We start from the raw sequence: 22,158 nt of genomic DNA on the forward strand, positions 1-22,158 counted from the left end.
TAAGGAATTCACACAGATCTCAAGACGAGGCAAAAACCAAAGCCTCAGGCACATCGATATCCCACAGCACACCTGGATCATCGACGGCAACCTCCACCACCCTGCCCTGCTTGAACAAAGGCCTGGCCCCGCGATCACCGCTCAACCCCTGCAACCCCAAACCAAACGACCGCCCAAATCCCACCGGATGACCAAACTCGCCATCCTGCACCGGCACGCTCACCGCATCGTCAGCAATCGCCGCAACCACCCGCTCGATACTCGACGGCAGGATAAACGGCATATCCCCCAGCACAATCAACCATCCATCGGCGTCCGGACAAGCGGCGACACCGGCGGCAATGCTGTCACCCATTCCGGTCGACTCAATCGAGACCACGTCACAGCCATAAGCCTGCGCCATGCGCATTGCCTGCGGCCGCGCTTCAGTGGTGACCACTACGCGCTTGTCGAGGCTGGCCGGCAGATTCACCAACACCTGCTCGATCACCGAACGCACCGCGCCATCACGCCCGGTGCAGTCCGCCAGCAACTTGTCTTTGTCGGCACCTGCCACCTGGCGAAAGCGGCTGCCCTCGCCTGCAGCCAGCACAATCACTGCAATGGATCGACTCATGCGCCCTCCAGTGTTTTCTTCTGCTTCAACTCGACACCGTTCTTGATCGCGACGATCTCTGCCAGCAAGGACAAGGCAATTTCCGCCGGCGAATGACTGCCAATGTGCAAACCGATCGGACCATGCAGCCGACCGATCGCCTGTACCGACAAGCCTAGCTGAGCCAGATTTTCCCGGCGCTTCTGGCTGTTGACTCGAGAGCCGAGAGCGCCGACATAGAAGGCCGGAGAATCAAGCGCCGTGAGCAGCGCCATGTCATCCAGACGCGGATCGTGAGTCAACGCGACAATTGCTGTGCGCTCATCGGTCTGGATGCTCAACACCGCGTCATCCGGCATGCCCGGGACGAAGCGACCGTGATGCTCTTCCCAGCCGTAGACAAACTCGGTACGCGGATCGCAGATCAGCACTTCGAAATCCAGCAGTCGCGCCATGTCCGCGACGTAGCGCGACAACTGGCCGGCGCCGATCAACAGCAGACGCCAGCGCGGGCCGTAAATGGCGCGCAGGGTTTTGCCATCGAATTCCAGCGCATCGGATTTACTTGCCGGCGACAGAAGCACCTCACCGGTGTCGATATTCAATTCGCGAGCGACAATCTCGTGGGCCTCGCAACGGGCCAATAGTTCGGCAACCCACCCAGGGTCGCCGACGCGCTCTTCGGTCAGGCGCAGCGTACCGCCACAAGGCAAGCCAAAGCGCGCCGCCTCCTCTCGCGTGACGCCATAAGTGATCAACTGCACCGGCGGCCCATCGGTGGCGATGCGGCCGTCGTGCAGGCGGGCGATCAAGTCATCCTCGACACAGCCGCCCGACACCGAACCGATCACCACGCCATCCTCGCGCAACGCCAACATGGCGCCTGGAGCGCGGGGCGCCGTGCCCCAGGTCTGCACCACGCTGAACAGCACCACCCGCTGTCCGGCGCGGCGCCACTCGAGGACACTGCGCAGGACATTGAGGTCGACGCTGTCCATTACGCCTCTGCCTTCTGCCAGCCCTGCAACTGGTAACGCACCGGCAGATTGCGGATGCGCTTGCCGGTGGCGGCGAAGATCGCGTTACACAGGGCCGGAGCAATCGGTGGCACGCCCGGTTCGCCGACACCGCCCAGTGGCACGTCACCCGGTGGCGTCACCAGATGCACGGCAACTTCCTTCGGCGCCAGCGACATGCGCGCCACTTCGTACATGTGGAAATTGTCCTGCTGGACCTTGCCATCCTTGAAGCTGATTTCGCCCAGCACGGCATTACCGAGGCCCATCACACAAGCGCCTTCGAACTGCGAGCGAATGCGCTCGGGGTTGATCTGCGGCCCGCAATCCACGGCAATATCAGCCTTGTGCACGATCAGCGTGCCGTCGTCTTTGACCTCGACTTCGATCACCGCCGCCACATAGGTGACGAAGCTGTAATGCACCGCCAGCCCCAAGCCACGGCCCTTGGGCAGTTTGCGCCCCCAACCGGCAGCCTTGGCGGCGGTTTCCAGCACGGTGCGCATGCGTCCGGTGTCGATCGGATACCGCTCGGGAGATTCACCGTAGTTCCACTCTTCGCTCAAGGTACGCGGGTCGATCTGCCGATCCGCGCCGAGCAGTTTGATCTGGTATTTGAGCGGATCTTCGCCGGCCTTGTGCGCCAGCTCATCGACGAAGCTCTGGATCGCAAAACCATGGGGAATGTTCGACACCGAGCGATACCAGCCGACCCGCGTGTGCACGGTCGCCTCGGGGTTTTCCAGGCGCACATTGGGAATCGCGTAGGCCATGTTGGTGAAACCCATGCCCAGCTCGAACGCCGCTTCATGGTTCATGCCCGGCGCGAACAACGCAGTGATGCTCGGTGCCACGGTGCGATGCAGCCAACCGGACGGCATGCCGTCCTTGCCGACGCCAGCCTTCAAATACTCAGCGGACACGGTGTGGAAATACGAGTTGTGGATGTCATCCTCACGCGTCCACTGCACCCGCACGGCTTTGCCGGGAAACTCTTTGGCGAGAATCGCTGCTTCGACGACGAAATCCGGCTTCGATTTGCGACCGAAACCGCCGCCAAGCAAGGTGACATTGAACGTGACATTGTCGAACGGCAGCCCAAGACGCTCGGCAATGCGCTCGCGGGTGACTTGCGGTGCCTGACTCGGTGCCCAGGCTTCGCAGACACCATCCTTGTAACGGGCGATGGCGACCATCGGTTCCATCGGCGACTGTGCCAGATGTGGCAGATAGTAAGACGCTTCGAGCGTACTCGCGGCGCCGCTCAGGGCCTTGTCGATATCGCCGGTGTTGCGCACCACTTTGCCGGGTTTCAGCGAGGCGGCTTCCAGCTCTTTGCGATAGGCGATCGAGTCGTAACTGGCGTTCGGGCCGTCATCCCATTCGATCTTCAGCGCCTCACGGCCTTTGATCGCTGCCCAGGTATTGCTGGCGACGACTGCCACGCCACCCAACGGCTGAAACTCCGAAGGCAGCGGCCGGCTTTGGATCTGCAGCACTTTAAGCACGCCGGGGACTTTCAGTGCGGCGCTGTCATCCACTGATTTGACCTTGCCGCCGTAAACCGCCGGACGGGCGATAGTCGCGTACAACATGCCATCGAAATGCACATCGGCGCCAAACACCGCACGACCGTTGACGATGTCGGCGCCGTCGATGGCTTTGCTGCCTTCCTTGCCAATGTAGCGAAACTCCGACGGCTGTTTGAGGCGCAGGCTGTCACGCGCTGGTACTGGCAACGCACTGGCTGCGGCGGCGAGTTCGCCATAGCCGAGCTCACGACCGGAGGGTTTATGGATGACTTTGTGCAACTGCGCGTGGCATTCGCCCACAGGCACTTTCCACTGCGCAGCGGCAGCTTGCTCGAGCATGGTTCGCGCCGCCGCGCCGCAACGACGCATCGGCTCGTACCAGTGACGCATACTGCGCGAGCCGTCGGTATCCTGATTGCCGAAGCGAACTTCATCACCCGGCGCCTGCTGCACTTTGACCTGGGCCCAATCGGCGTCCAGCTCATCAGCGACAACCATGGTCAGACTGGTGCGCACGCCCTGGCCCATTTCCGATCGGTTGCACACCACGGTCACCGTGCCATCAGCGGCGATGCTGACGTAGACCTTCGGATCATCGATCCAGCCGTTGGGCATGCCATCGGCGCCGAACTGTTTCGGCTTGTCCTCGGCCAACGCATCCTGCCAGCCCCAACTCGCCGCGAGCACCAACGCCCCCGTGGCGCCGACGCCCTTGAGGAAACCGCGACGACTCAGATTGCTAAGGGCGAAATCATTCGGAAGTCGGCTCATGCTTTCGCCTCCTTCAGATGCGTGGACGCCTGACGGATAGCGGTTTTGATCCGGTTATAGGTGCCGCAGCGGCAAATGTTGCCGACCATGGCTTCTTCGATCTGCTCGTCGCTCGGATTCGGATTGGTCTTGAGCAATGCAGTGGCCGACATGATTTGCCCGCCCTGACAGAAACCGCATTGCGCTACAGCCGTGTCGAGCCAGGCTTGCTGGACCACCTGGCCGACCGGGTCAGCGTGCAGGTTGTCGATGGTGGTGACGTTCTGGCCGATCACCGAACCGATCGGCGTGATGCAACTGCGCGCCGGCAAGCCATCGATATGAATGGTGCACGCGCCGCACAGACCCATGCCGCAGCCGAATTTGGTGCCGTTGTAACCGGCGACATCACGAATCGCCCACAACAGCGGCATGTCTTCAGTGACATCGAGGGGATGGTCTTGACCGTTGAGTTTCAGGGTAATCATGGGCACGCCCGCATATTTTTAGTGGTTATGGGGTCGAGCAATCTGCCGCCGGAAAATCAGCGGTGTGGTTCGCGCAGATCGACTCAGGCTAATCAGGCTCTCTTGTGCTGACGGGAACGTCTGCACCGGGCCTTTGGTGGAGCAAATGACGGTTATCGTTAGCTCGCTAAGTTAACCCAGCGTTAACAAAAAAGCCCTGCTGAGACAGGGCTTTTCAGTTGCAAGCTTTTAGCTACAAGCTGCAAGTAAAGGCAGTAGCTGGCTCACAATCAAGATTGTAGCTTGCCGCTAAAAGCTTGAAGCTCGTAGCTGCACTAATAGCGGTTAGGCTCCATTTCCAGGTCGACATTGAATCGTTCGGCAATGTCTTTCTGGATGCGTTGCGCGAGGTCGAGCAGTTGCAGACCGGTCGCCGTGCCGTAATTGACCAGCACCAGTGCCTGCAATTTATGCACGCCGGCATCGGCCTCACGGAAACCTTTCCAGCCAGCGCGCTCGATCAACCAGCCAGCAGCCAGTTTCATCTGCCCGTCCGGTTGCGCGTAGGCGACCACATCCGGATGCTGCGCTTTGATCTGCGCGACGACGGCCGCCGACACCAGCGGATTCTTGAAGAAGCTGCCGGCATTGCCGAGTACCGCCGGATCCGGCAATTTCTCGCTGCGGATGCTGCAGATGGCGCGACTGACATCGGTCGGCGTCGGCTGCTCGATGCCCTGCTCGGTCAGGCGCTGGCGCACCGGGCCGTATTCCAGATGCAGATGAGCGACGCGGTCGAGTGCAAAGCGCACGCGCAGAATCAGCCAACGCCCTGGCTGCTGCTTGAACAGGCTATCGCGGTAGGCGAAGTTGCATTCTTCGAGTGTAAAGTCGCGCAGTTCGCCGGTCTGGCGATCCAGCGCGGTGAGCCCGGCAAATACATCCTTGATCTCGACACCGTAGGCACCGATGTTCTGCATTGGCGCAGCGCCGACGGTGCCGGGAATCAGGCTGAGGTTTTCCAGTCCGGAAAAACCCTGCGCCAGCGTGTATTGCACAAACGGATGCCAAGGCTCGCCAGCTTCAGCTTCGATCACCACACGGTCGCCGTCATCGCTGATCACGCGGATGCCACGGGTGGCCATGCGCAATACCAGCGCCGGAATGTCCGCCGTCAGCAGCAAGTTGCTGCCCCCGCCGATCACCAGCAACGGCACATCGTGCGCGGTGGCATACGCCAGTGCTTCACGGACATCGGCATCGCTGTGGGCTTCGGCGAACAGTTGCGCGCGCACATCGACGCCAAAACTGTTGAACGGTTTCAGGGATACCTGCGGTTGCACCTGCAAACTCATAACCGGCCCTTCACTTCGATCAACAATTGGTCACAAGCCGCTTCGATCAGATCCAGCACCTGCTCGAAACCCTGATCGCCGTCGTAATACGGATCCGGCACTTCATCGACCAGCCCGGCATAGCGGCGCAGAAACAGGTCCAGCTCGGCTTTGCCGGTGGACGGCTGCAACGCCTTGAGGTTGCGCAGGTTACTGTTGTCCATCGCCAGAATCAGGTCATAACTGGCGAAATCGGCACGGCTGACCTGCTGCGCGCGTTGCGCCGACAGGTCATAGCCGCGCACTTTGGCCGCGGCTTGGCTGCGCTTGTCCGGCGGGTTGCCGACGTGCCAGTCACCGGTGCCGGCGGAAGCCACTTCGACTTGATCCGCCAGCCCCGCTTCACGCAGTTTGTGCCGCAATACGCCTTCAGCGGTGGGCGAACGGCAAATGTTGCCCAGGCACACAAACAGAACGCGCATCAGGCCCCCAGCAGGCGACGAACGCGCTCAAGATCTTCGGCAGTGTCGACGCCGGTTGGCGGCGCGATCAGCGCGTCGGCGACATGAATGCGTACGCCGTGCCACAGGGCACGCAGTTGTTCGAGCGATTCAGTGTTTTCCAGCCAGCACGGGCCCCAGCTCACAAAATCGTGAAGGAAACCGGCGCGGTAGGCATAAATGCCGATGTGACGACGGTACGGCACGCCTTCAGGCAATTGCTCGCGGCTCTTGGCAAAGGCATCGCGCGCCCACGGCAAGGTCGCACGGCTGAAGGTCAGCGCCAGACCGTTAAGGTCGCTGACGACCTTGACCACGTTCGGATTGAACAGGGTTTCCACGTCCTCAATCGGCTCGGCCAGCGTGGCCATGCGCGCTTCGGTGTGGGCGGCCAGATTGGCGGCAACCTGATCGATCACGCTCGGTGGGATCAGTGGCTCGTCGCCCTGCACGTTGACCACGATCGCGTCGGGCTCAAGACCCAATTTCGCCGCGACTTCGGCAAGACGATCGGTGCCGGAATTGTGGTCTTCACGGGTCAGCACGACTTCGGCGCCAAAGGCCTGGCAGGCCTCGACGATGCGCGCATCGTCAGTGGCAACCACCACACGAGTGGCGCTGCTTTTGCTCGCCTGTTCCCAGACGTGCTGGATCATCGGCTTGCCGGCGATATCCAGCAGCGGTTTGCCCGGCAAACGGGTCGAGGCGTAACGCGACGGGATGACAACGGTGAAGGCAGTGGTCATTTATCCAGACGCTCGTCGGTGGTCAGGGTGCGGGCTTCGCTTTCGAGCATCACCGGGATGCCGTCGCGGATCGGGTACGCCAGACCGGCGCCCTTGCTGATCAGTTCGGTCTTGTCGGCGCTGAGCTTGAGCGGGCCTTTGCAGATCGGGCACGCGAGGATGTCGAGCAATTTGGTGTCCATGAACTTTCCCTGATAAATGAGTTAAGGCAAAAGCCGATCGGGCAACAGGCGCATCAGCTGTGTGTCGAACCAGGTCACGAAGGCCGGCGACGGCACGGCATCGACCGCCAGATACCACCAGTCGGCAGCAGCGAAGGCACGGCACTTCACCGCGTCCTTTTCGGTCATCACCAATGGCAATGACGGTGTGAAATTCAAGGCCTGCACGCTGTATTCAGCGTGGTCGGCAAACGCATGGGGGACTGCGCGCCAGTCTAGCGCTTCGAGGGTATTGAAGAAACGTTGCGGATTGCCGATCCCGGCGACGGCGTGCACGGCCTGACCGGCAGAAAAATGCTCGAGCGACTTGCGTTCGCCACTGCGCAGATTGACCAGCGCGGTGGGTTGCAGACGAAAAGCGAAACCGTCGTCGCGATCTTCGGTGGCACCGTTGAACAGCACGCCGTCGACGCTTTGCAGGCGTTCGATCGGCTCGCGCAAAGGCCCGGCGGGCAGGCAACGCTTGTTGCCGAGGCCGCGAGCGGCGTCGATCAACACCAGCTCCAGATCCCGCGCCAGACGATAGTGCTGCATGCCGTCATCGGAGAGGATCAGATCCAGCGGTTCGCTGGCGAGCAAGGCTTTGACGGCGGCGCTGCGATCGGGGTCGATCATCAGCGGCACGCCGGTGCGCTGGACGATCAGCAGCGGTTCGTCGCCGGCAATGTCAGCGGTTTGATCCGCCTCAACGCGCCATGGCAGTTGCGGCGGTTTGGCACCGTAGCCACGGCTGACCACGCCGACGCGCAAACCGCTGCGCCGACAGTGCTCGATCAACCAGAGAATCATCGGCGTCTTGCCGGTGCCACCGACGGTGATATTGCCAACCACGATCAACGGCACCGGCGACTGATAAATCTCGCCTTCGCCATCGAGAAAGCGCTGGCGCTTACCCACCACCACGCGGCGATACAACATTTCCAGCGGTCGCAGCAGCGTCAGGGCCGGGTGCCCCTGATACCACGCGGCGAGCAAACGATCAGACAGGCTCATCAGGATTTGGGCGCCGCCTCGACCGTGGTCATGCGCAGATGGCTGAAACCGAGCTTGCCGGCCGCGTCCATGGCGGTGATCACGGATTGATGCTGCGTCTTGCCGTCGGCACTGATCGACAACGGCATGTTGGTGTCACCGTTGGACTCTTTCTGCATGGCTTCCATCAGGGTCGCCAAGTCGTTCTTCGGCAGAATCTTGTTGTTCACCGAAAACACGCCTTCGGCGCTGATGGCCACGTCGATCTGCTTGAGCTGCTGATCTTCGGCCGGGGAGCCGCTGACCGCTTCCGGCAGGTCAACGCGCAACTGGGTTTCGCGAGTGAACGTGGTGGTCACGACGAAAAACAGCAGCAGAATGAACACCACGTCGATCAGCGACGCAAGGTTGATATCGATGGTTTCCCGAGGCTTGCGACGGAATTTCACACCCGGCCCTCGGCCAGATCGACGTCACGGTCGCCCTGCACCACTTCAACCAGTTTGATCGCTTCCTGTTCCATGCCCACCACCAGCTCATCGATGCGGCGTTGCAGGAACCGGTGGAAGAACACCGCCGGAATACCGACCATCAGGCCTGCCGCAGTGGTGATCAACGCTTTGGAAATACCACCGGCCAGGACCGAAGCGTTGGTGGTCATGCCGGAACCGGTGAAGGCGCTGAAAATGTCGATCATGCCTAACACGGTGCCCAGCAGACCGAGCAACGGCGACATGGCGGCAATCGTGCCCAGCGCGTTAACGTAGCGCTCGAGTTCATGAATGACCCGGGCGGCGGCCTCTTCGATGCACTCTTTCATGATCTCGCGACCATGCTTGGAGTTGGCCAGGCCCGCCGCGAGGATTTCCCCCAGCGGCGAATTGGCGCGCAATTCCTTGAGTTTTTCTTTATTGAGCTGCTTGTCCTTGATCCAGACCCAGACCTGGCCCAGCAGATGCTCGGGGGTGACGCGGCTGGCGCGCAGGGTCCACAGGCGTTCGGCGACGATCGCCATGGCCGCGATGGAGCTCAGAATGATCGGCAACATCATCCAGCCGCCGGATTTGACCAATTCCCACACAGTGACAGTCCCCTCGAAAAAGTGCGCCACTTTACCATACCGATCCGCGATTAAGACCCGCCGCTCCGACGACCGTGATGTGGCATCCATGCTGGCACCGATCAACGGGCGAGTGCCGGCGGATCGCGCCAGAAACGCCGCTGTTGACGCATCGTCCACGGCGGTTTGAAGCGGCCCAGTTGCAGATGAATGGCGCCCTGCTCGGCGCTGTCGTAAATGCGCAGGCCCTGTTTCCGATAACGCGCGAGCACGGTTGGGTGGGGATGGCCAAAGGAGTTGCCATGGCCTCGGGAGATCAGCACAGACTCCGGCTTCAAGACTTTGAGCAGCGCCATTGACGATGAACTGCGGCTGCCATGATGAGGCGCTTGCAGCCATTGCGTCGGCACGGCCAGTGGACTGTCGAGGAGGACGCGTTCGGCGTGGGTGTCGATGTCGCCGGTCAGCAGCAGGCGCTCGCCATTGGCCTCGATCTGCAGCACGCAGGAACGCTGATTGCTGTCGTGAGCGTCCGCCCACTGCCAGAGTTGAAAACGCACGCCGTCCCACTGCCATTGCCGGCCGCTTTCGCAGGCTTCGGCGCTCAACTGCGCGGGCAATCCCTCCGGGTCGCCGCTGATCACTTGATCGACGGTCAAACCACGAGTGATCGCCAAAGCGCCGCCAGCGTGATCGGCGTCCGCATGGCTGAGCAGCATCAAATCGAGTTTTTCCACATTGAGTTTGCGCAACGCGGGCAGCACCACCCGCTCGCCGAGATCGAAATCGCCAAAGCGCGGTCCAGCGTCGTAAAGCAACGTGTGATGACGGGTGCGGATCAGGATGGCCAGGCCTTGACCAACATCGAGTTGCCAGATATCGGCCACCCCTTCATCCAGGCGCTCGCGTGGCGGCACAACCAATAGCAACAGCAATGGCCAGCCCAGCGCACGCATCGACACGCCGCGCGGCAACAGCAACAACACGGCACCGAGGCTGCCGAGCAACCAGACCCAGCCCGGCACGGCGGCGGCTGTCCATGCCGGCCACTGCCCGGCAATCACCGCCAAAGCGCGAAACAGCGCATCGATCAAACCGCCGGCCAGCCACAAAAGACCTTCCCCGACATGCGGCACCGGTAACATCAGCGTGCCGAGCAGTGCCGGCGGCAACACCACGAGGCTGACCCAAGGCACCGCCAACAGATTTGCCAATGGCCCGCTCAGGCTGATCGGCAGATTCAGTGCCAGCAACACCGGGCACAGACCGATGGCTATCAACCATTGCGCCCGCGTCCAGGTTTGCCACCAACGCCACCCACCCAAGCGGCCACCAAAGGTAAAAATCAACACTGCTACGGCCGTAAAGGACAACCAGAAGCCGGGGCGCAGGCTGGCCAGGGGATCGAGCAAAAGCACCGCATTGAACGCCAGCAGCAACGGCCACCACGCACCAAGATGACGAAAGCGCAGACGCCACAACAGTACCAGCCCGACCATCACGCAGGCGCGCTGTACCGGTACGTCGAAACCGGCAAGGAGGCCATAACCGAGCGCCGCCGCGAATGCCAGACCACAGGCCCACGGCAGCCAGGGCCAGCGCAGCGGCCACAGGCCAAAGCGGGCCAAGCCGGCAACCAGCATGTACATCACCGCCGCCAGCAAGCCAATGTGCTGACCGGAAATCACCAGCAAGTGCACGGTGCCGGTATCCTGCAAAATCTGCCAGTCCTCACGACTGAGTCCCGAGCCATCGCCCAGCACCAGCGCCGCCAATGCCCCGGCCCGCCCCTGTGCGTCCACCTCGAGCAAACGCTGCCGAATACTGTCGCGCCAGGCCCAGCGTGCCTCGCTCAGGCGTTGGCCGTCCTTGATCGTGCCGGTCGCACCGATGCGTTGCGCCAGCAGCCAAGCCTCGTAATCGAAAGCGTCCGGATTGAGCAAACCACCCGCACGCTTGAGCTTGACCGCCAGACGCCAGCGCTCGCCGCTGTTGACCGGCGGCCCGCCGTACCAGGCCAGGCGCATCAGCGGTGGCAGTTTTTCGTGACGCGAGCGCGCATCCGCCAGTTCGAAACGCACCACGCCGTCGCTGTTCTGCGGCAACCCGACGACCCGCCCTTCAACCCACCGGGTTTCGCCATCCAGCCCGGCCGGCAAACGATCATTCAACGCCCACTGCGCACCGACACTGGCCCACGTGAAGCCAAACAGCAGAAGCGCCAACGGATAGCTGCGAAACGGCAGCAGCATCAAAGCCACGACCGGCAATAACAGCATCAACCAGACCGGCGGTAATGCCGACATAAAAACCGGGGCCAGCAGACCGACTGCCAGCGCCATCATCCCTGTGCGCATAAGCCCGTCCTTGAGAGTCCCGTACTTAGGCATAGCGGGTGTCGGGCACAAGCGTCGTCAACAATTGTCACAAAGTCTGAATGGGCGCTTCGTAGAATCCAGACATACTTGCCGCCTTAACCGACCGAGAAGCCTTATGCCCCGGCGCTTATTCAAACGTTACATGCCCGACCCGACGAGCATCAGGGAACACAAATCCTTACGCTTTCTCGGCAAGTTGCTGCATGACCCGAACCTCTGGCACCTCAATCGTCACTCGGTCGCACGCGCGATGGCGGTCGGCCTGTTCGCCGCATTCCTGCCGATTCCGGCGCAGATGCTGGTGGCCGCCGCACTCGCCGTCATGGTGCGGGGGAACATGCCGATTGCAGTCAGCCTGGTGTGGCTGACCAATCCAATCACCATGCCGGCGGTGTTTTTCTGCACTTATCAGGCTGGGGCGTTTTTGATGGATGTGCCCGCCAGGCATCTGCCGGACGAGTTGACCTGGGAGTGGATCAGCGGCGAGTTGTCGACGTTGTGGCAGCCGTTTCTGCTCGGCTCGGTGGTGGTAGGGCTGGTGCTTGGCGCCCTCGCCTATTGCCTGGTGATGATGTATTGGCGCTGGTGGGTCGCGCGGCAATGGGCGCGGCGCAAGAAAAGCCGCATGCGCTGAATGCAAAACGGCCTCCGCAGTGGGAGGCCGTTTTTTATTGCAGTGTCTGGGTTGTCGCTATCGCTTGCAGGCAAGCTCCCACATTGGATCTATGTTGCGCCGAAGATCTCCTGTGGGAGCCAGCCTGCTGGCGATGCAGGCAACTCGGTTCGGGATCAGGTCCGCATCCCGCGCCCACTCACCAGCAACCGCGCACAACCGAGATACAACACCACCGTCGCCACCAGCATAAAGGTGATCGCGATGCCGATGCGGATATCCGAAACACCCAGAATGCCGTAACGGAAAGCGTTGACCATGTGCAGTACCGGGTTGGCCAGCGACACGGTCTGCCAGAACGGCGGCAGCAGCGTGATCGAGTAGAACACCCCGCCCAGATACGTCAGCGGCGTCAGCACAAAAGTCGGGATGATCGAAATATCATCGAAGTTGCGCGCAAACACGGCGTTGATGAAGCCCAGCAACGAGAAGATCGTCGCCGTCAGCACCACCACCAGCACGGTCACGCCCAGATGATGTACCTGCAAATGGGTGAAGAACAGCGACAGGATCGTCACGATCACGCCGACCATCAGACCACGCAACACACCGCCAATGGTGAAGCCGATCAGAATCGTGTGCGGCGACACCGGCGATACCATCAGCTCTTCGATCGAACGCTGGAACTTGCTGCCGAAGAAACTCGAGACCACGTTGCCGTAGGAGTTGGTGATCACCGACATCATGATCAGCCCTGGCACGATGTACTCCATGTAGGTGAAGCCACCCATGTCACCGATCTGGCGACCGATCAGGTTACCGAAGATCACGAAGTACAGAACCATGGTGATCGCCGGCGGCAGCAGCGTTTGCGGCCAGATCCGCGTGAAGCGTTTGACCTCGCGGTAAACAATGGTCTGCAGGGCGACGAGGTTGGGACGGAATTCGGAACTCATACCGCCACCTTCGACAGATTTTTCTCCACCAGGGACACGAACAACTCCTCGAGGCGATTGGTTTTGTTACGCAGGCTCAGTACTTCAATGTTCTGCTGCGCCAACTGGGTGAACAACGCCGTGATGCCCATGGATTTGTCGACCTGGACTTCGAGAGTGTGGCCGTCGATCAACCGGGCTGGATAGCCGAGCAATTGCGGCGCGGCGTTCAAGTCGTTTTTCAGGTCAAGCAAGAAGGTTTCTACGTGCAACTGGCCCAGCAATTGTTTCATGCTGGTGTTCTCGACGATGGTGCCGTGGTCGATGATGCCGATGTTGCGACACAACTGCTCAGCCTCCTCCAGATAGTGCGTGGTGAGGATGATGGTGATGCCCTTCTGGTTCAGCTCGGTGAGGAACGTCCACATCGAACGGCGCAACTCGATGTCGACGCCTGCGGTCGGCTCATCGAGGATCAGCAGACGCGGTTCGTGCACCAGTGCGCGGGCAATCATCAAGCGCCGCTTCATGCCGCCGGACAGCGAACGCGACGGCACATCGCGCTTGTCCCACAAGCCCAGTTGGGTCAGGTACTGCTCGGCGCGTTCCTTGGCGATCTTCGCTGGAATGCCGTAGTAACCGGCCTGGGTCACGACGATGTCGAAGGTCTTTTCGAACTGGTTGAAGTTGAATTCCTGGGGCACTACGCCGATCGAGCGCTTGAGCTGCGCAGGATTCTTGTCCAGGTCATGGCCGAAGATATTCACCGTGCCACTGGTCTTGTTCACCAGGGTCGAGAGAATGCCGATGGTCGTGGATTTGCCCGCACCGTTGGGGCCGAGCAAGGCGAAAAAATCACCTTCGGCGACGTCCAGATCGATACCACTCAAGGCCTGGAACCCGTTGCCGTAGGTTTTGGTTAGCTGCCGGATGGACAGAGCGGAACTCATATCTGATTTACGCACCATTGAAGGGAAAAAGGAGACGGCGGCGAAGGATCGAACCGCAGCGCAAGTGCGCAATGGTGCTTGCCGCCGCCGTACAAGTACAGTCAAGTGTGTCGATAGTAGGTATTAAGTCAACGCGGTCATGACAGCTTTCCGGTAGGCCGGACGCTGCTTCAGGCGCTCGTACCAGGCTTGCAGATGCGCTTGTGGCGCGCGCTCGATGGGCATCTCGAACCAGGCATAAATGAAACTGCCCAGTGGAATGTCGCCCATGCCGATTTCTTCACCAGACAGGTAAGGTTGGCTGGCGAGCGCCTGATCGGCCATGTTGAGCAGCTCGCTGCATTCCTTGATCGCTGCGTTGATGGCCGTCCAGTCCTGCTTGTCCGCCGGCGTGCGCAGGACACCCCAGAACACCGTGCGGAAGGGACCGGCAAAACTCGACGTGGTCCAGTCCATCCATTTGTCGGCGATGGCGCGAGCTTGCGGATCGGCCGAATACCAGTTGCTGTCGGGCGCATGCCTGGCCAGCAGATAGCGAACGATGGCGTTGGATTCCCACAGCACAAAACCGTCGTCCTCGATCACCGGCACCCGACCGTTCGGATTCATCGCCCGGTACTCAGGAGTGTCGACTACGCCGAATGCGCCACCGGCATTGATCGCCTCGTAAGCCAGACCGAGTTCCTCGGCGGCCCACAATGGCTTCCTGACATTCGATGAGTTTTTCCGTCCCCAGATCTTCAGCATGACCGCCTCTTTTCAAATGAGTGGGCAGGCAGCATACGCCGGATCAGGTACGGCTCAAATCACTCTGCATATCGCCCAGCAGTTGCGGCTGCAGATCAGTGAACAGATGCGGATAGCACTTTTGCAGATGCTCGAAGAAGAACGTTTCCGGCACATCGGCGAATTGACCGTGATCGACCAGATACTCCATCAACTGCGCCCCGTCACGGTTGAACGGATGAAAAACGCTGTCGTTGATGCCATCGAATTCCAACGGAGCGACGTTGAACAACTCACACAGTTGCTGATTGAACGCCGGTGTTGCCTTGACCCAGCGATCATTGAGAAACAGCTCGGTGTAACCGTGCATGGCGAACATGTCGCTCTTCAGCAGTTCAAGCAGGCGCGGGGTCGACAGGTGATTGCGCACATCGGCCAGACCGATACGCGCCGGGATCCCGCAATGCCGTGCGCAGCCCGCCAGCAGCGTGGCTTTCGGTACGCAATAACTCTCCCCCTTCGCCAACGCATAGCTGCCGCGCAAGGTCTGCGGATCGCGGCTGAAGGTGTACGGGTTGTAACGCACCACCTCACGCACGGCGTAATAAAGACTGATCGCCTGCTCGAGCGGATCGCGGCTGGCACCACGATGTTGTTCGGCGAACTCCACCACCGCCGGGTGGTCACTATCGATGAAGCGGCCGGGGCTCAGATACTCGTGCATGACGACAATCTCCTGGGTGAGCCCCGAGTCTAGCGACAGCTTCAGCACAGAGATAACGACGTTTCGGCCAAACTTGGACGCAAAGACGCGGGATCGGCGAACGATTTCCCACACGTGTTGCCCACCGAACCTACGAAAACCATCCGGGGTTTCCCACGATTTCAATCACCTTGCTCTGACCACCCGCTTTTACAGATGCCGTCTAAGCTCTGGAGGGTCGATTTGCCTTGGTTCACGGAGGACTGAATATGCTGTTGTTGTGGATACTGGTTTTGATCGTCGGCGTGGCGTATCTCGCCCACCGGCGTATCGCCCCGCTGCCTGCGTTGGGCATTGTTGCCGTCTACTTGTTGGCGATGGGTATTTTCAGTCACGCGCCGGGCTGGTTATTGGTGGTCTTGTGGGTCTTGCTGGCGGTGGTCGCTGCACCCTTGCTGCTGCCTGATCTGCGCCGCAAACATTTCACCGCGCCGCTGTTCAACTGGTTCCAGAAAACCCTGCCGCCGATGTCGCAGACCGAACGCGACGCGATCGACGCCGGTACAGTGTGGTGGGATGGCGAGCTGTTCAGCGGCCGTCCGGACTGGGACAAATTGCTGGCCTATCCGAAGGTGCAACTGAGCGAAGAAGAGCAAGCGTTCATCGACGGCCCGACCGAAGAGCTTTGCGCGATGGTCACTGACTGGCAGATCGGCCAGTCGATGGACCTTCCCCCGGAAGCCTGGACGCACATCAAGGAACACGGTTTTTTTGCCCTGATCATTCCGAAAGAATTTGGCGGTAAAGGGTTCTCGGCCTACGCCCACTCGCAAGTGGCAATGAAACTGGCGACCCGCAGCGGTGACCTCGCCTCCACCGTCATGGTGCCGAACTCACTCGGCCCGGCCGAACTGCTGCTGCATTACGGCACCGACGAACAACGCAATCACTACCTGCCGCGTCTGGCCCGGGGCGATGACATTCCGTGCTTTGCCCTCACCGGCCCGCTCGCGGGTTCCGATGCCGGGGCGATGCCCGACACCGGGATCATCTGCAAAGGTCAGTGGGAAGGTCAGGAAGTCATCGGCCTGCGCCTGAATTGGGAAAAACGCTACATCACCCTCGGCCCGGTCGCTACCCTCCTCGGCCTGGCTTTCAAGGCCTACGACCCGGAACATCTGCTGGGCGACAAGGAAGACCTCGGCATCAGCCTGGCGCTGATCCCGACCGATACCGCCGGCGTGGAAATCGGCCGTCGTCACCTGCCACTGGGCGCGGCGTTCATGAACGGCCCGAATTCCGGCAAGGATGTGTTCATTCCGCTGGACTTCCTTATCGGCGGTCAGGAAATGCTCGGCAAAGGCTGGATGATGTTGATGAACTGCCTGTCGGTCGGCCGTTCGATCTCGTTGCCAGCCGTCGGCACCGGCGCGGCGAAATTCACCAGTCTGGTCACTGGCCAGTACGCGCAGATTCGTGAGCAATTCAACGTGCCGCTGTCGGCGTTCGAAGGTATTCAGGAAGCCATGGCGCGCATCGGCGGCAACGCGTGGATGATGGACGCGGCGCGGATGCTCACGGCCAACGCGGTGGATCTCGGCGAGAAACCCTCGGTGTTGTCGGCGATCCTCAAATACCACCTCACCGAACGCGGCCGTGAGTGCATCAGCCACGCCATGGATGTGCACGGCGGCAAGGCGATCATCATGGGCCCGAACAACTACCTCGGACGCAGCTGGAACGGTGCGCCGATCTTCATCACCGTGGAAGGCGCGAACATCCTCTCGCGCAACCTGATGATCTTCGGTCAGGGCGCGATTCGTTGCCATCCATTTGTGCTCAAGGAAATGGCTCTGGCCGGCCGCGAAGACAAGGATCAGGCGCTGAAAGAGTTCGATGGCCTGCTGCTCAAACACATCGGTTTCGCCGTGAGCAACGCGGCCAGCACGCTGGTGCTGAACCTCGGCTTCGGTCACTTCGAACATGCGCCGGGCGACAAGATCAGTCAGGGATACTTCCGTGCACTCAATCGTCAGGCGGCGGCGTTCGCCATGCTCGCCGACTTCAGCATGATGCTGCTCGGCGGCGAACTGAAGCGTCGTGAACGTCTGTCGGCACGTTTGGGTGATGTGTTGAGCAATCTGTATCTGGCCTCGGCCGCGCTCAAGCGTTATCACGATCTGGATTCGCCGGCCTACATGGAACCGCTATTCCGTTGGGCGATGGAAGAAAGCCTCGGCCAATCGGAACGGGCACTGGATGAGTTGCTGCGCAACTTCCCGAACAAAGTGTTCGGTTGTCTGTTGCGAGCCATCGTCTTCCCGTTCGGTCGTCGTCACAAAGGCCCGTCGGACAAACTCGGCGCCGAAGTGGCTGGCGTCATTGGTCGCGCCAAGGGTGATCCGGCGCTGGAAGAACTGCTTGCCGGTTGTTATCGCCCGCAGTCGGCAGACGATGCCGTCGGCGCGCTGCAACACGCCAGCGATCTGCTGAATGCCGCGCAGCCGTTGCACAAAAAACTGCACACTTCGCTGAAAAGCGGTCAGGTCAAACCGGTCGCGGGCGAACACGCCATCGATGCCGCGCTTGAAGCTGGAGTATTGCAACCGGTGGAAGCGCAGAGTCTGCGCGATGCCGAAGCGGCGCGACGCAAGGTGATCGATGTCGATGATTTCGACAAAGAGGAGTTGACGCTGGCAGAGGGCAAAGTCCGCTGATCCTGACAACCATGTCCAAGAGGGCGCAGGAGCTTTATACTCCCGCGCCCGTTTTGCTCTTGAGGACTTATCTCGTGTCCAACGTCGTTGCCGATCATCTTGTATTACTCGACCACCTGCGCAGCATCCTGGTCGCCGTAGGTGAGGCCGAACAGGTTCCCGAAGAAAGCCATGCCCTGTTCCTGGAGCGCTTCGACGAACTGCTCGCATCGCTGCCGATCGATCCAATCGAAAGCCAGTACCTGGGCCAGGACATCCTGACTCAAGTGATTAGCCGTTATCCGCAGATCGCCCACCTGATCCCGCGTGATCTGCTGTGGTTCTTCGCCGGTGACTGCCTGCACTACCTGTCCGATGAAGAGATCGACATGTATCAGGCCCTGGAAGAACGCCGTTACGAAGCCGAACAGAACGATGAACCGTTCGACTGGAATCAGGAAAAACAGCTGCTGGCGATGTCCGCTCAGGACAGCAAGCACTGATTTTCGCGCCGTTATGAAAATGCCCGCATGGTTGTCCATGCGGGCATTTTTTTGCATTGTCGTTAGAGCAGCCCTTCGCTTTCCGGTAATTCATACGCCATCGCTGCGTTACTCGCACCACCTGACTTGCCCGGCTTGCTCAAGGTCGGCTCTTTCTGCAGACACTCCACCAGATAGTCGATAAACACCCGTAGCTTGGGTGGCAGATAGCGCGTCGGCGAATGCAGCAACCACAGTCCGCCATGGTAGGACGCCAGAAAGGTCCAGTCCGGCAGCACCTGCACAATCAACTTCTGCTCAAGTGCGTAACGGGCAGTGAAATACGGCAGGCTGCCAATGCCGATGTGCTGCAACACCGCACCCAAGCGCACACCGGTGTGATTGGCGGCATAGCGCCCGCGCACACCCACCGTCACTGCCTTGCTGCCTTTCTTGAATTTCCAGCGTGCGTCGCTGGGGGTTTCACCCAGATAAATACAGCTGTGATTGAGCAAATCATGAGGGTGAGTCGGGGTGCCGTGCTCGGCCAGGTACTGCGGCGTGGCACAGAGCAAATGATCGATGGTCAGCAATTGCCGCCCGACCAACCCGGCCGGTGGTCGATCCGTAATACGAATGGCCAGATCGACATGGTCGTCGATCAAATCGACCTGGCGATCCTCCAGTAGCAACTCGACATCAACCTTGGGATAACGCCGCAGAAACTCGGGCATGTGCGGATGAATCACAAACCGCCCGACTGCTTTTGGCACGCTGACCCGCACCAGCCCTTCCGCTTCATGGGTGAACTGGCCACTGATTTCCATCACTGACTTGGCCGCGCTTACCATCTCCTGACAACGCTTGAATACCTCTTCGCCGCCATCACTCAAACGCAGCTTGCGCGTAGTGCGCTGCAACAGTCGCGTGGCCAAGGCTTTTTCCAGGCGCGAAATACTGCGACTGACCGCCGACGGCGATGAACCCAGTTGCCGAGCCGCTTCAGAAAAGCTGCCGGTCTCCACGACCTTGACGAAGATTGCCATCTCACCAAGCAGCGGGAGCGGAAGATTTATGCTCACAGCGCACAAGTCCTTTGATGTTTTAACGGATTATCACGTTATTACACGATTCATATAATAAAAATAGAAATTTAAATAAGGGCATGGAATATGACGCTTCGCCTCTTTTTCCATAGTGATGACCTCAAGGCTAATGTAGAAGTCCTCGACTGCACGCCCCACGAGAACGAATTTGCCGTGGTGCTGCGCGCCACTCTGTTCCATCCGCAAGGGGGTGGCCAGCCCTGCGATACCGGCTGGATCGATGAGAGCCAGGTATTACGCGTCGTACAGGAACCGGACCGGATCGTTCATTACGTCGACCGCCCGGTAAAGCTTGGCATGACCTGTATCCGTGTCGATGGAGAACGCCGCAGCTTCAACACCCGTATGCATTCGGCCGGCCACCTGATCGGACATTTCGTTCAGGCCATGGGCTGGATGCCGATCAAGGCACACCACTGGCCGGATGAAGGTCGAGTGCAATTCAAACCCGGCGATGCTGCGCAGGAAGTCGACACCGAGACCGTTCAAACCGGGATCGACCACTGGATCGAGCACGACCTGCCCCGCCTGACCTCGCTACGCGAAGGTGCGCGGGAAATCGGTTTTGGTGAACTGCCCGCCTATGGCTGCGGCGGCACCCATGTACGTAGCCTGAAGGATCTGGGCACAGTCACGATCGCGTCCCTTTCGCAGAAGAAAGGCACGTTGTCCGTCCACTACAGCGTGGATTGAGCATTTCGGGCGCTGCCTCACGCAGCGTCCGACGCCGGGGGAACCGCATTCGCCGGTTCCGTTGACTATCGATAGATGGACCTAAAAACAATGATGCTAGACGTCGAGCGTCTCGATGAGACGTGCATAAAAAAACTGGCCAACGAAGAAGTCCTCGCCATCCGCTTCAAAGGTTTTCTGCCTGAGCCGCTGGCCATTCAGATTGGCAACAAAATTCTTGCTCCAGGTTTTGAGGGTTACATCAACGCACCGAGCATCGGCCGCATCGGCATGGCTTTTTATGAGGCGGAAAACCAGCCGTTACTGATCGAAGACTACTTCGAACGCGCCACCAGCAACATCGCGGAACTGCGCAATCGCTGCGCCCCCTATTCCTCACCGATCGATACCTTGCGCTGCATGCTCGACGAATCCTGGCCGGCCGGCGCACACCTGGAAAATCTCTACGGCCGGAAAATGTATGTCGGCCTGTCGCGAGTAGTGAAACCCGGCGTGTGCTTCCTGGCCCATCACGACATCTTCGCCAAGGACGCCCCGGACAGTTTCCAGGCCCGCAGCCTGGAGGCGCAGTTCGCCTGCAACGTCTATCTGAACATGCCGACCGAGGGCGGTGCGCTGCAGATGTGGGACGACGACATCACCCCGGATCAGTTCGACGAGATGCGTGGCGACAGTTACGGCATCGAACCGGCGCTGCTCGGCCCACCCGCGCTGGAAGTCCGACCGCAACCCGGCGATTTCATCATGTTCAATTCGCGTCGCATGCACTCGGTGACCCCGGGCGTGGCAGATCCGCGCTTGAGCCTTTCCTTTTTTGTCGGCTATCGCGGCAATGCTTCACCCCTGACCTACTGGAGCTGAGATGTATTCGAATTATCTGGGCGAGTTTCTGGCGCTGGCTACTATTCACTTCCTGGCTGTGGTTGCTCCCGGCCCGGACTTCGCGGTGACTATTCGCCAAAGCGTACGCTTCGGCCGACTGGTGGGGATCTGCACGGCGCTGGGTATTGGCGCGGGGATTTCCGTGCACGTGCTGTACACGCTACTGGGCGTGGGAGCATTGATGCACACGACCCCTTGGTTGTTGACCGTCGCCAAAGTGATCGGCGGCGCTTACATCCTGTATTTGGGTATCAGTCTGCTGCGCAGTAAACCCAAATCGGCCCTTGAAGGTGAGAAAAACAGTGAGGAGCCGGTGGTTGCACAAACCTTGTTCAAAGCCTTCAGCACCGGTTTTCTGACCAACGCAACCAACCCCAAGGCCACGCTATTTTTCCTGGCCATCTTCACCACAATCATCAGCGCTGAAACACCTCTGCAAATCCAGGCGTTCTATGGTTTGTGGATGTGTTTTGTAAACGCGCTGTGGTTCGTGATCGTGGCGCTGTTTTTCTCGAGCAGCAAAGTACGCCTGCTGTTCATGCGCATGGGACATTGGTTCGAACGCACCATGGGCGTAGTGCTGATTCTGTTTGCCGGCCGCCTGATGCTGTCCTGGTAGGCAGACGCAAAACGCAAAAGGCCCGCCGAATCGCTTCGACGGGCCTTTTTCTGCATGACCTGATGGCACAACCACAAATCCCGCGCATACAAAAACGCCGCTCTATTGAGCGGCGTTTTTGTGAATATGGAGCGGGAAACGAGACTCGAACTCGCGACCCCGACCTTGGCAAGGTCGTGCTC

General features: G+C 60.1%; 23 protein-coding genes. 6 read left to right on the top strand and 17 right to left on the bottom strand.

All coding sequences use genetic code 11. From position 1 onward, the window contains the following. Positions 1-19 precede the first annotated feature (19 nt). The 12 genes from ACW9IR_RS01720 to ACW9IR_RS01775 form a co-directional block, all read right to left on the bottom strand. Entirely contained in the window at positions 20-616 is a 597-nt protein-coding gene (locus ACW9IR_RS01720; protein ID WP_457461368.1) for a nucleotidyltransferase family protein, read from the bottom strand. Beyond that, the gene (locus ACW9IR_RS01725) at positions 613-1,593 is read right to left on the bottom strand and encodes an XdhC family protein (RefSeq protein ID WP_457461369.1); all 981 of its coding nucleotides are present in this window, start codon (positions 1,591-1,593) and stop codon (positions 613-615) included. The genes ACW9IR_RS01720 and ACW9IR_RS01725 overlap by 4 nt, the downstream gene beginning before the upstream one ends. Further along, the gene (locus tag ACW9IR_RS01730; protein WP_457461371.1) at positions 1,593-3,914 is read right to left on the bottom strand and encodes a molybdopterin cofactor-binding domain-containing protein; all 2,322 of its coding nucleotides are present in this window, start codon (positions 3,912-3,914) and stop codon (positions 1,593-1,595) included. Before ACW9IR_RS01730 ends, ACW9IR_RS01725 begins: the two co-directional genes overlap by 1 nt. Beyond that, a complete protein-coding gene (locus ACW9IR_RS01735; RefSeq protein WP_008086294.1) occupies positions 3,911-4,381 on the bottom strand; it encodes a (2Fe-2S)-binding protein in 471 nt (156 codons plus the stop codon). The genes ACW9IR_RS01730 and ACW9IR_RS01735 overlap by 4 nt, the downstream gene beginning before the upstream one ends. A 314-nt stretch (positions 4,382-4,695) precedes the next feature. Beyond that, positions 4,696-5,715, bottom strand: coding sequence for a UDP-N-acetylmuramate dehydrogenase (murB, locus tag ACW9IR_RS01740; protein ID WP_457461374.1), 1,020 nt, complete (start codon positions 5,713-5,715; stop codon positions 4,696-4,698). Then, positions 5,712-6,176, bottom strand: coding sequence for a low molecular weight protein-tyrosine-phosphatase (locus ACW9IR_RS01745; RefSeq protein ID WP_102900035.1), 465 nt, complete (start codon positions 6,174-6,176; stop codon positions 5,712-5,714). Before ACW9IR_RS01745 ends, murB begins: the two co-directional genes overlap by 4 nt. Further along, entirely contained in the window at positions 6,176-6,940 is a 765-nt protein-coding gene (gene kdsB, locus ACW9IR_RS01750; protein WP_102900036.1) for a 3-deoxy-manno-octulosonate cytidylyltransferase, read from the bottom strand. Before kdsB ends, ACW9IR_RS01745 begins: the two co-directional genes overlap by 1 nt. Continuing rightward, on the bottom strand, positions 6,937-7,122 hold the full coding sequence (locus ACW9IR_RS01755; RefSeq protein WP_003174668.1) for a Trm112 family protein: 186 nt from the start codon (positions 7,120-7,122) through the stop codon (positions 6,937-6,939). The genes kdsB and ACW9IR_RS01755 overlap by 4 nt, the downstream gene beginning before the upstream one ends. A gap of 21 nt (positions 7,123-7,143) precedes the next feature. Beyond that, positions 7,144-8,154: a tetraacyldisaccharide 4'-kinase gene (gene lpxK, locus ACW9IR_RS01760; RefSeq protein ID WP_457461376.1), complete on the bottom strand. Its 1,011-nt coding sequence runs from the start codon at positions 8,152-8,154 to the stop codon at positions 7,144-7,146. Then, positions 8,154-8,582: an ExbD/TolR family protein gene (locus ACW9IR_RS01765; protein WP_007908223.1), complete on the bottom strand. Its 429-nt coding sequence runs from the start codon at positions 8,580-8,582 to the stop codon at positions 8,154-8,156. The genes lpxK and ACW9IR_RS01765 overlap by 1 nt, the downstream gene beginning before the upstream one ends. Continuing rightward, on the bottom strand, positions 8,579-9,214 hold the full coding sequence (locus ACW9IR_RS01770; protein WP_038364506.1) for a MotA/TolQ/ExbB proton channel family protein: 636 nt from the start codon (positions 9,212-9,214) through the stop codon (positions 8,579-8,581). Before ACW9IR_RS01770 ends, ACW9IR_RS01765 begins: the two co-directional genes overlap by 4 nt. A gap of 101 nt (positions 9,215-9,315) precedes the next feature. Further along, the gene (locus ACW9IR_RS01775; protein WP_457461379.1) at positions 9,316-11,550 is read right to left on the bottom strand and encodes a DNA internalization-related competence protein ComEC/Rec2; all 2,235 of its coding nucleotides are present in this window, start codon (positions 11,548-11,550) and stop codon (positions 9,316-9,318) included. 136 nt (positions 11,551-11,686) lie between these two features. Here ACW9IR_RS01775 and ACW9IR_RS01780 point away from each other — a divergent pair, with 136 nt between their 5' ends. After that, complete coding sequence (locus ACW9IR_RS01780) at positions 11,687-12,205, top strand: DUF2062 domain-containing protein (protein WP_007908202.1); 519 nt, start codon at positions 11,687-11,689, stop codon at positions 12,203-12,205. Positions 12,206-12,360: 155 nt separating this feature from the next. On the opposite strand, the gene ACW9IR_RS01785 is transcribed toward ACW9IR_RS01780, so the two are convergent. The 4 genes from ACW9IR_RS01785 to ACW9IR_RS01800 all read right to left on the bottom strand — a co-directional run bounded on the left by ACW9IR_RS01785 (position 12,361) and on the right by ACW9IR_RS01800 (position 15,519). Then, positions 12,361-13,140 (bottom strand): ABC transporter permease, encoded by a 780-nt coding sequence (locus tag ACW9IR_RS01785; protein ID WP_100847682.1) that lies wholly within the window; start codon positions 13,138-13,140, stop codon positions 12,361-12,363. Beyond that, a complete protein-coding gene (locus tag ACW9IR_RS01790) occupies positions 13,137-14,069 on the bottom strand; it encodes an ABC transporter ATP-binding protein (RefSeq protein ID WP_150731190.1) in 933 nt (310 codons plus the stop codon). The genes ACW9IR_RS01785 and ACW9IR_RS01790 overlap by 4 nt, the downstream gene beginning before the upstream one ends. 123 nt (positions 14,070-14,192) lie before the next feature. Then, entirely contained in the window at positions 14,193-14,816 is a 624-nt protein-coding gene (locus ACW9IR_RS01795) for a glutathione S-transferase family protein (RefSeq protein WP_457461381.1), read from the bottom strand. Between the two features lie 43 nt (positions 14,817-14,859). Beyond that, positions 14,860-15,519, bottom strand: a complete 660-nt coding sequence (locus ACW9IR_RS01800) for a transglutaminase-like domain-containing protein (protein ID WP_457461383.1) — start codon at positions 15,517-15,519, stop codon at positions 14,860-14,862. Between the two features lie 248 nt (positions 15,520-15,767). Between ACW9IR_RS01800 and ACW9IR_RS01805 the strand changes: the two genes are divergently transcribed. Both ACW9IR_RS01805 and ACW9IR_RS01810 read left to right on the top strand, forming a co-directional pair. Continuing rightward, positions 15,768-18,215 carry an acyl-CoA dehydrogenase gene (locus tag ACW9IR_RS01805; RefSeq protein WP_457461385.1) on the top strand — a complete coding sequence of 816 codons (2,448 nt, stop codon included), beginning with the start codon at positions 15,768-15,770 and terminating at the stop codon, positions 18,213-18,215. Positions 18,216-18,289: 74 nt separating this feature from the next. Further along, the gene (locus ACW9IR_RS01810; protein ID WP_102900043.1) at positions 18,290-18,697 is read left to right on the top strand and encodes a PA2817 family protein; all 408 of its coding nucleotides are present in this window, start codon (positions 18,290-18,292) and stop codon (positions 18,695-18,697) included. Positions 18,698-18,759: 62 nt separating this feature from the next. Here the strand turns inward: ACW9IR_RS01810 and ACW9IR_RS01815 are convergent, their stop codons facing one another. Continuing rightward, entirely contained in the window at positions 18,760-19,758 is a 999-nt protein-coding gene (locus tag ACW9IR_RS01815; RefSeq protein ID WP_077574093.1) for a LysR family transcriptional regulator, read from the bottom strand. A gap of 90 nt (positions 19,759-19,848) precedes the next feature. Between ACW9IR_RS01815 and ACW9IR_RS01820 the strand changes: the two genes are divergently transcribed. From ACW9IR_RS01820 to ACW9IR_RS01830, 3 genes are all read left to right on the top strand, one after another. After that, a complete protein-coding gene (locus ACW9IR_RS01820; RefSeq protein ID WP_102900045.1) occupies positions 19,849-20,475 on the top strand; it encodes an alanyl-tRNA editing protein in 627 nt (208 codons plus the stop codon). A gap of 90 nt (positions 20,476-20,565) precedes the next feature. Next, positions 20,566-21,336, top strand: coding sequence for a 2OG-Fe(II) oxygenase (locus tag ACW9IR_RS01825; protein WP_457461388.1), 771 nt, complete (start codon positions 20,566-20,568; stop codon positions 21,334-21,336). A 1-nt stretch (position 21,337) separates the two neighbouring features. Beyond that, positions 21,338-21,976, top strand: a complete 639-nt coding sequence (locus ACW9IR_RS01830; RefSeq protein ID WP_102900047.1) for a LysE family translocator — start codon at positions 21,338-21,340, stop codon at positions 21,974-21,976. Positions 21,977-22,158 lie beyond the last annotated feature (182 nt).

Source organism: Pseudomonas sp. SDT291_1_S447 (assembly GCF_054070155.1).